This window comes from Massilia phosphatilytica (assembly GCF_977014125.1).
In genome coordinates, this window is the sequence record NZ_CDRNIL010000039.1 from 1 (window position 1) to 8,731 (window position 8,731).

7 protein-coding genes, 1 other RNA gene and 5 pseudogenes are annotated in these 8,731 nt (G+C 65.2%); 9 read left to right on the top strand and 4 right to left on the bottom strand.

Translation table 11 applies throughout. The features are described from left to right. Positions 1 to 71: 71 nt before the first annotated feature. The 3 genes and pseudogenes from ACWNCF_RS01570 to nusB form a co-directional block, all read left to right on the top strand. A pseudogene (locus tag ACWNCF_RS01570) lies at positions 72 to 317 on the top strand (bifunctional 3,4-dihydroxy-2-butanone-4-phosphate synthase/GTP cyclohydrolase II); the annotation flags it as partial. Positions 318 to 394: 77 nt separating this feature from the next. Next, positions 395 to 874, top strand: coding sequence for a 6,7-dimethyl-8-ribityllumazine synthase (ribH, locus tag ACWNCF_RS01575; protein ID WP_056447556.1), 480 nt, complete (start codon positions 395 to 397; stop codon positions 872 to 874). 4 nt (positions 875 to 878) lie between these two features. Beyond that, positions 879 to 1,349 carry a transcription antitermination factor NusB gene (gene nusB, locus ACWNCF_RS01580; protein WP_449405772.1) on the top strand — a complete coding sequence of 157 codons (471 nt, stop codon included), beginning with the start codon at positions 879 to 881 and terminating at the stop codon, positions 1,347 to 1,349. Positions 1,350 to 1,403: 54 nt separating this feature from the next. Here the strand turns inward: nusB and ACWNCF_RS01585 are convergent, their stop codons facing one another. Next, a complete protein-coding gene (locus ACWNCF_RS01585) occupies positions 1,404 to 2,159 on the bottom strand; it encodes a hypothetical protein (protein ID WP_449405773.1) in 756 nt (251 codons plus the stop codon). Then, on the bottom strand, positions 2,138 to 2,425 hold the full coding sequence (locus tag ACWNCF_RS01590; protein ID WP_449405774.1) for a transglycosylase SLT domain-containing protein: 288 nt from the start codon (positions 2,423 to 2,425) through the stop codon (positions 2,138 to 2,140). The genes ACWNCF_RS01585 and ACWNCF_RS01590 overlap by 22 nt, the downstream gene beginning before the upstream one ends. 817 nt (positions 2,426 to 3,242) lie before the next feature. Here ACWNCF_RS01590 and ubiD point away from each other — a divergent pair. Both ubiD and ffs read left to right on the top strand, forming a co-directional pair. After that, positions 3,243 to 4,740, top strand: a pseudogene (gene ubiD / locus ACWNCF_RS01595) (4-hydroxy-3-polyprenylbenzoate decarboxylase). Positions 4,741 to 4,852: 112 nt separating this feature from the next. Next, an RNA gene (gene ffs / locus ACWNCF_RS01600) (signal recognition particle sRNA small type) lies at positions 4,853 to 4,951 on the top strand. 51 nt (positions 4,952 to 5,002) lie between these two features. Here the strand turns inward: ffs and ACWNCF_RS01605 are convergent. Together ACWNCF_RS01605 and ACWNCF_RS01610 are read right to left on the bottom strand one after the other, a co-directional pair. Next, on the bottom strand, positions 5,003 to 5,272 hold the full coding sequence (locus ACWNCF_RS01605) for a hypothetical protein (RefSeq protein ID WP_449405775.1): 270 nt from the start codon (positions 5,270 to 5,272) through the stop codon (positions 5,003 to 5,005). Positions 5,273 to 5,304: 32 nt separating this feature from the next. Beyond that, a complete protein-coding gene (locus ACWNCF_RS01610; protein WP_449405776.1) occupies positions 5,305 to 5,460 on the bottom strand; it encodes a hypothetical protein in 156 nt (51 codons plus the stop codon). Between the two features lie 95 nt (positions 5,461 to 5,555). Here ACWNCF_RS01610 and ACWNCF_RS01615 point away from each other — a divergent pair. The 4 genes and pseudogenes from ACWNCF_RS01615 to recR all read left to right on the top strand — a co-directional run. After that, positions 5,556 to 7,771 (top strand): annotated as a pseudogene (locus ACWNCF_RS01615) (DNA polymerase III subunit gamma/tau). A gap of 65 nt (positions 7,772 to 7,836) precedes the next feature. After that, a complete protein-coding gene (locus ACWNCF_RS01620; RefSeq protein WP_322403292.1) occupies positions 7,837 to 8,163 on the top strand; it encodes a YbaB/EbfC family nucleoid-associated protein in 327 nt (108 codons plus the stop codon). 32 nt (positions 8,164 to 8,195) lie between these two features. Further along, positions 8,196 to 8,330, top strand: a pseudogene (locus ACWNCF_RS01625) (YciI family protein); the annotation flags it as partial. A 193-nt stretch (positions 8,331 to 8,523) separates the two neighbouring features. Further along, positions 8,524 to 8,655 (top strand): annotated as a pseudogene (gene recR / locus ACWNCF_RS01630) (recombination mediator RecR); the annotation flags it as partial. Between the last annotated feature and the right edge of the window lie 76 nt (positions 8,656 to 8,731).

Sequence of the window (8,731 nt, forward strand, 5' to 3'; positions counted from 1 at the left end):
GTTGTCCTGTTCTTCGTTCAGTTACGTATTGCTAAGGTTAAAACGGAGGAGTTCGTTGGATGATCCGGCGCCTGGTCGACTGCGCCGAGACGGCCGACGAACTGTTCGCCCAGTTCGAGGACAAGCCGGTCCGCCCGGTCGGCCGCGCGGCCAACCTGGACCTGCGCACCTACGGCATCGGCGCGCAGATCCAGCACCAGCTCGGCGTGCGCAAGATGAAGCTGCTGGCCAACCCGCGCAAGATGCCGTCCATGACCGGCTTCGACCTCGAAGTGACCGGCTACCTGGCCAAGCCCGGCTGTGAAATCAAGGCATGACGCGTTACGCACGGCATAGGTAACGCGGTACCATTGACCCATTAATTAACGAAGCAAAGAGAACAAGAGGCATAGCCATGACGGTAGGAACTTTTGAAAGCAATATGGCAGGTGAAGGCTTGCGCATCGGTATCGTGCAGGCACGTTTCAATGCCGACGTCGGCCATGGCCTGCTGTCGGCCTGCCTGGCGGAACTGAAGCATCTCGGCGTGGCCGACGAAGACATCCTGCACGTGACCGTCCCGGGCGCGCTGGAGATCCCGCTGGCCCTGCAGAAGATGGCCGAGACGCAGCAGTTCGATTCCCTGATCGCGCTGGGCGCCGTCATCCGCGGCGAAACTTACCACTTCGAACTCGTGTCGAACGAATCGGGCGCCGGCATCACCCGCATCGGCCTGGATTACGGCATGCCGATCGCCAACGCCGTGCTGACCACCGAGAACGACGAGCAGGCCGAGGCCCGCATGGCCGAGAAGGGCACGGACGCGGCCCGCGTTGCGGTCGAGATGGCCAACCTGCTGCTGGGCCTCGAAGAGCTGCAAGCCGAAGAAGAGTAAAACCATGACTGACAAGAACGCGCACGCCAACCCCAACAAGAACCGCACGCCGCGCCACCGCGCGCGCGAGTTCGCGCTTCAGGGGCTGTATCAATGGCTGCTGAACAATGAGCCGGCCGCTACGGTCGTCACCAACATCCGCAGCGCGCACGGCTTCGACAAGGCCGACGGCGAATACTTCACGGAGCTGCTGCACGGTGCGATCGCCCAGTCGGTCGAGCTGCGTGACGTGATCGCCCCGACCGTCGACCGTCCGATCGCGGAACTGTCGCCGATCGAACACGCCGTGCTGCTGCTCGGCGCGTACGAGTTGAAGAACCAGATCGAGATCCCGTACCGCGTCGTGATCAACGAAGCCGTGGAACTGACCAAGTCCTTCGGCGGCATCGACGGCCACAAGTACGTGAACGGCGTGCTCGACCGCCTGGCCGGCAAGCTGCGGCCGGATGAGGTGGCGGCCGACGCGCGACGCTAAGCTATTTCCTGCTAGCCATATATTAGAAGGCCGTCCCGGAAACCGGGGCGGCTTTTATTTTATGTAACTTCTGTACAGCGTCGACTCCGCGAAGGCGGGGACCCAAGGGGTGTTACCGGAGCCGTAGCGGCCGATGTGGCGGCAGCGGCGGTAAAACAGGAACGTCGTCCCCGCGAAGGCGGGTACCGCAAGGGTGTCACCGGAGCCGTAGCGGCCGATGTAGCGGCAGCGGCAGTAAAACTGGAACGTCGTCCCCGCGAAGGCGGGGACCCAAGGGATGTTACCGGAGCCGTAGCGGCCGATGTAGCGGCAGCGGCAGCAAAATTGGGCCCCCGCCTTCGCGGGGGCGAACAGGCTAGGTAAGCGGTACCAGGCAAAGCAAGCGATGCCAGCGGCAAAGCAAGCGGTGCCAGGCAAAGCAAGTGGCGCCAGCCAAAACGAAAGCCACCGCCAGCTCTCGCCGACAGTGGCTTTCGACCAGGAAAGGGTAGGACTCAGAGGCCGGCGACTGTCTCGCCGTTCTCGTTGCCGCCGTGGGCCGCGTCGACTGCGGTGCTGTCCGGCTTGGCCTGGCGCGCCGAGCGACTTCTGGGCCAGCGTCGTGCTCGGCGCTGGTGCCGAGGCCGGCGGGAAGTAGATCGGGACGTTCTTGCCGCTCGCGACCTGCTTCAGGCGCTTGTATTCGGTCAGGACCTTGGAGCCGTAGCCGGAATCGTCGGCGGCCGCGCCGGCGCCGACATAGCTCTTCAGGGCGCCTTCGACCGAGCCGGTGCGGTTCACGTAGTCCTTCAGGATCGAGGGCGCCGACACGGATGTTGGCAACCGGATTCAGGGCGGCCTGCGAGCCGCCGACTTCCTCGAACTTGTCCGCCGTGGACCTTGGACATCACCTGCATCAGGCCCTGCGCGCCCATCGGGCTCTCCGCGAACGGATTCAGGCCCGACTCGATGGCCATCACGGCCAGGATCAGCAGGGGATCCAGCTTGATCTCGTGCGCCGTGCTGTAGGCGGTCGAGACGAGCATGTTGGCGGCGTCGCCGGCCACGCGGTAGCGGCGCGACAGCCAGTGCGTCACGTACTTCTGCTGGCGCGTCGGATGGCTCTGCGCCTTGTCGTCGCTGTTGGCGATCTCGACGGCGTCCGCACCGCGCGCGGCAACGAGCTGGATCGATGCATTGTCCGCAACCGGCGCCGGTCGGCTGCTGGTGCGGGCTCAGGAAATCCGACACCCGTTTCGCAAAATCGGGGCGGCTGTACAGCAGGGCAATCATTGCAACTGCAGAAAGACCGAAAACGGTCAGGGTATGTTGTGCGGTAGTCAGTAAACCGCGTGCCGTTTTGATCACGGAAGACCACGTGACTGGCTGGCTGGCCATGTGTTGGACGAGCCTTGCGCTCGTGCCGATGAAGCGATGGATCATCGTCTCTCCTTTGTCGCGGAAAAAGCAGTCCCGGCGCAGCGCGTGGGCGCAGCGTTCGAGCGTACTCATGCCGTGCGTCGGAAAAACCGTCCGTCGCCGCCTGTAGCGGTCGAGGAGACGCCGTCATTGCTTGCTTCAGCTGGGCCGCGCTGCAGTGGAGGCGCCCAGTGGCTAACAACTGTCTCGGGGTTGGTTGGGCAGACGCCCAGTGAAAACACTCCTGAAATGTCGCTGGGGCCCCGACCCCGTGAAAGAATGAGACCGGCTAAAATCACGTGCTGGACGGGCCCGTCTCAATTTGTACGCCGGATTGTAGAAGCTCGTTTATATCAAGTCAATACTAGCACTCAATCGTTCTATTACTTTTAGATCTAAAGACTGCCCTGGAGCTCATCAATTCTTTGGCAAATCAACCACTTGCCGCCGATTGTTAGCACACCTCAAAAGATGTAAAAAAGAATTAAAAATTCGATGAACTACTCTGATTTACGTGATTTTATTGCTAAGTTGCAAGAAATCGATGACTTCAAGCGCGTATCGGCGCCTATTTCACCGAATCTTGAAATGACGGAGGTGTGCGACCGCGTCCTGCGCGCCGGCGGACCGGCGCTGCTGTTCGAACGGCCGGTCGGCCCGGACGGCGCGCCGTATTCCATGCCCGTCCTGGCCAACCTGTTCGGCACGCCGCGCCGCGTGGCGCTGGGCATGGGGGCGGACGACGTGGGCGAGCTGCGCAAGATCGGCCATGTGCTGGCGCGCCTCAAGGAACCGGAGCCGCCCAAGGGTTTCCGGGACATCATGGACCTCGGCTCGCTCGTCAAGGCGGTGTGGGACATGGCGCCCAAGGAAGTGAAGGGCGCCCCGTGCCAGGAGATCGTCTGGGAAGGGCAGGACGTCGACCTCGCGCGCCTGCCGATCCAGCACTGCTGGCCGGGCGACATCGCGCCCCTCATCACGTGGGGCCTGGTGATCACGAAGGGGCCGAACAAGAAGCGCCAGAACCTGGGCATCTACCGCCAGCAGGTATTGGGGCCGAACAAGGTCATCATGCGCTGGCTCGCCCACCGTGGCGGCGCGCTCGATTTCCGCGAACACTGCATCGCCAATCCCGGCAAGCCCTATCCGGTGGCGGTGGCGCTGGGCGCCGATCCGGCCACGATCCTCGGCGCGGTGACGCCGGTGCCGGACACGCTGTCCGAATATCAGTTCGCCGGCCTGCTGCGCGGCCAGCGCACGGTGCTCGCGAAGGCCATCGGCAGCGACCTGCGGGTGCCGGCGTCCGCCGAGATCGTGTTGGAGGGCCATATCTATCCGGACGAGACCCATCCGTCCGGCTTCGAACATGCGCTCGAAGGTCCGTACGGCGACCACACCGGTTATTACAATGAGCAGGACTGGTTCCCCGTGTTCACGATCGACCGCATCACGATGCGGCGCGATCCGATCTACCACTCGACCTACACGGGCAAGCCGCCGGACGCGGCCGTCCTCGGCGTGGCGCTGAACGAAGTGTTCGTGCCGCTGTTGCAGAAACAGTTTACGGAAATTACGGAGTTTCATCTGCCGCCCGAGGGCTGCAGCTACCGCATGGCCGTCGTGCAGATGAAGAAGCAGTACGCCGGCCACGCCAAGCGCGTGATGTTCGGCGTCTGGAGCTTCCTGCGCCAGTTCATGTATACCAAGTTCATCGTCGTCGTGGACGAGGATGTCGACGTGCGCGACTGGAAGGAAGTGATCTGGGCCATCACGACGCGCGTGGACCCGACGCGCGACACGGTCCTGGTCGACAACACGCCGATCGATTACCTCGACTTCGCGTCACCGATCAGCGGCCTGGGCAGCAAGATGGGTATCGATGCCACCAATAAGTGGCCGGGCTGAGACGAACCGCGAGTGGGGAACGCCGATCGTCATGACGCCGGAAGTGAAGGCGCGGGTGGATGGGATCTGGCAGCAGCTCGGGTTGTGATGTTCGATTGACGCTGGTGGATGCATGCGTAGTCTATATAAGGTATGCACGCATCATCCATTGCCGGCAATGCGGTTTGCCGCCGCCCCCGCACTCGGTTATAATGAGCGCTGGCGGGCCCCTGCGCATTGTGGCATGGTTTACCTGGTCAGGTCGGGAACGAAGCAGCCAAAGCCGTTCACCGCAAGTGCCGCAGATCAGGCTCGCCTTCTCATTCTTGAAACAGCTGCCGCGGCAGCTGTTTTTGTTTGCCGCGACGTTCTCAGTCGTCGATTTCCGCCTCAAGCGGCCGCGCCGACCATTCCACCAGCGGGTTTTCCTTCAGCATGGCCTCGTCGAACTTGAGCCTGACACGGTGCTGGGCGTCGCTGGCGTAGCGCTTGTCGCCGCTGGCGGTCTTGATGGTCAGCTGGGCCGGCTGGTCGAACTTGAAGATCACCGACTTCATCGTCGGCACGAACATGCTCAGCGCGCCGGCGACCTTGTCGATCGCGGCATTGGTCTGGGGGATGGCGCCCACGTCGAAACCCATGCGCATCTTTTCGCCCTTGGGCAGGTTGAGCGCTATGCGCGCTCGGCCGCGGGCAGGGCATCGAACTTGTCCAGCTTGATGACGTCGACCAGTTTGCGGTAAGGAATCCATTCGCGTTCGGCGGCATGGCCCGGCAACGCGAGCAGCAGGGAAACGATGACCAGCGGAAGTTGCAGGGATGCTTTCATTTTTTCCGAATTGAAAGAAAAACATCAGTGTAGGGGAATTCCCGACGAGCGTCTAATGTTGCCGCTCCCACCCCGGTCTACGGTAAAATCGCGGTATGTCCTATCAAGTCCTCGCCCGCAAATACCGTCCCCGGAACTTTGAAACGCTGGTTGGCCAGGAGCACGTCGTCCGTGCGCTGACCCATGCCTTGCGTACCGGACGGCTGCACCACGCCTATCTGTTCACCGGCACGCGCGGGGTGGGCAAGACCACGCTGTCGCGCATCCTGGCCAAGTCGCTCAACTGCGTCGGGCCGGACGGCAACGGCTCGATCACGCCCGAACCTTGCGGCCAGTGCGAACCGTGCCGCGCGATCGATGCCGGCCGTTTCGTAGACTACGTCGAGATGGACGCCGCGTCGAACCGCGGCGTCGACGAGATGGCCCAGCTGCTGGAACAGGCGGTCTACGCACCGAGCAATGCGCGCTTCAAGGTCTATATGATCGACGAGGTGCACATGCTCACGAACCACGCCTTCAACGCGATGCTGAAGACGCTGGAGAGAGCCGCCCGAGCACGTGAAATTCATCCTCGCGACGACGGACCCGCAAAAGATTCCCGTCACGGTGCTGTCGCGCTGCCTGCAATTCAATTTGAAGCAGATGCCGCCCGGCCACATCGTGGGCCACCTGGAAAACATCCTCGGCCAGGAAGGCGTGACGTTCGAGCAGCCCGCGCTGCGCCTGCTCGCCCAGGGCGCGCACGGCTCGATGCGCGATGCGCTGTCGCTGACCGACCAGGCCATCGCGTATGCGGCCGGCGCCGTCACGCTCGACGCCGTGCAGGGCATGCTGGGCGCGCTCGACCAGTCCTATCTGGTCCGCCTGCTCGATGCGCTGGCCAACGAGGACGGCGCCGACCTGATGGCCGTCGCCGACGAGATGGCCAGCCGGCAGCCTGTCGTACAACGGCGCCCTGCAGGACCTGGGCACCTTGCTGCACCGGATCGCGCTGGCGCAGACCGTGCCGGCCGCGCTGCCGGACGACCTGCCGGAACTGGCCGATATCCAGCGCCTGGCGACAGCATTCGATCCGCAGGAAGTGCAGCTGTATTACCAGATCACGGTGCACGGCCGCAATGAGATCGGCCTCGCGCCGGACGAGTACGCGGGTTTCACCATGACGCTGCTGCGCATGCTGGCGTTCCGTCCGGGACAGGGCGGGGCCGACCAGGCCGCCAAACCCGCGCCCGCCGCGCTGGCGCGGGCGATGCCGCAGGCGGCACCGGCGCGTCCGGCGGCAGCCGCGGCGCCGGCAGGTCCGGCGGCCGCACGGCCGCCAGGGCCGGGCGCGGCGCCCGCTGCACCCGCGGCGGCACATGCACCCGCACCCGCGCCCGCACCGGCCGCATCGCCGGCCGCACAAGGCGGCGCCGGCCGCGCCATGACATCGGCCCGCGCGGCCCTCGATGCGGCGCTGGAAGCGGCGCGCGCCGGTTCGCGCATGGGCGGTGTGCCCCGCCGTCCGGCACCGGCAAGCGGGCCGGCCGCGACGCCCGCCCCGGCACCGTCGGCGCCTCCGGTTGCGCAGGCGGCGCCAGGCCACGGCACGGTCGCCGGTGCGACGCCCGCCCCGGCGCGTGCGGCGGCCACGGCGCCATGGGACGCCGCTCCGCAGAGCGCCTTACAGAACGCCTCGCAGGCGGCGCCCCAGCCGCAGCCGTCCATGCAGCATCAGGCGGCCCAGGCGCAAGGACACGCCAGCGGGCAGGCCGTGGCCGACGACGAGCCGCCGGCCTGGGTCACCGAGTTTTCCGACGACAGTGCCGTCGCGATGGATGGGCCGGCCGTGGCCGCCCCGCCCGTGGCCGCGCCCGCGCGCGTCGCCGCACCGAGCGCGCCGCCGTACGCCTACGTCATCACGCCCGTGCCGGCCATCGATTGGGACGGCAACTGGCCGGCGCTGGCGGCATCGCTGCCGCTGCGCGGCGTGGCCCAGCAGCTTGCCTTCCAGACCGAGCTGGTCGAGTGCGTGGCGGACGGTGCCGCCGCCACGTTCCGCCTGCGCGTGCCGGTCGACACGCTGCGCGCCAGCGGCAACAGCGAAAAGCTGTGCGCGGCCTTGCAGGAACGCTTCCCGGCCGTGCGCGTGAACGTCGAGACCGAGATCGCGCCGACCTGGTACACGGCCAGCGCCGAAGCCAAGGCAAGGCGCGAGCGGCTGCAGCGCGAGGCCGAGGCGACCGTCGACGCCGATCCGTTCGTGCAGGACATGGCGCGCACGTTCGACGCGTTCGTCGTGCCCGGTTCCGTGCGTCCGATCGCGACCTGATCCGCTTCTCGTCCGTATAAACGATCTAAACGATTTATCCATCCGACTTTTTTGGAGAACGCATCATGATGAAAAACCAGCTCGCAGGCCTGATGAAGCAGGCGCAGGCCATGCAGGACAACATGAAGAAGGCGCAGGACCAGCTGGCCCAGATCGAAGTCGAAGGCCAGTCCGGCGCCGGCCTGGTGAAGGTCATCATGACCTGCAAGAACGACGTCAAGCGCGTGTCGATCGACCCGTCGCTGCTGGGCGACGACCGCGACATGCTGGAAGACCTGGTGGCCGCCGCGTTCAACGACGCCGTGCGCAAGGCCGAAGCGACCGCGCAGGAAAAGATGAGCGGCCTGACCGCCGGCCTGCCGCTGCCGCCGGGCTTCAAGATGCCGTTCTGATGCTCATGTAAAGCTCATCGAAAGCGCATCGAATGTTCATCGTTACACTCACCTATATTGCGCCGCTCGAGCGCATCGACGCCTACCTGCCGGCGCACCGCGCCTGGCTGGAGGAGCAGTATGCGTGCGGACTGATGCTGATGTCGGGCCGCAAGGAGCCGCGCGATGGCGGCATCCTCATCGCCCACGCCGCCAATCGCGCCGAGCTCGATGCCGCGTTGCGCGCACGATCCCTTCGGGCAGGCCGGCCTCGCGACCTATGCGATCACCGAGTTCGTGCCCACCATGAGCGTCGACGCGCTCGCCGCCGGGTGCGCGCAGCAAGCCGAGGCGCGGCCCCCGAGACCCGGAGATACAGCGATGTCCAAATCGCTCGACTTCCTCACCGAGGCCCTGCGCCGCCTGCCGGGCGTCGGGCCGAAGTCGGCGCAGCGCATGGCCTTCCACCTGCTGCAGCACGACCGATCGTCGGCGCCGCGCCGCTGTCGCGCGCGCTGTTCAGGTGCTGGATCATCCAACTAACTCCTCCGTTTTAACCTTAGCAATACGAACTGAACGAAGCGGGCCA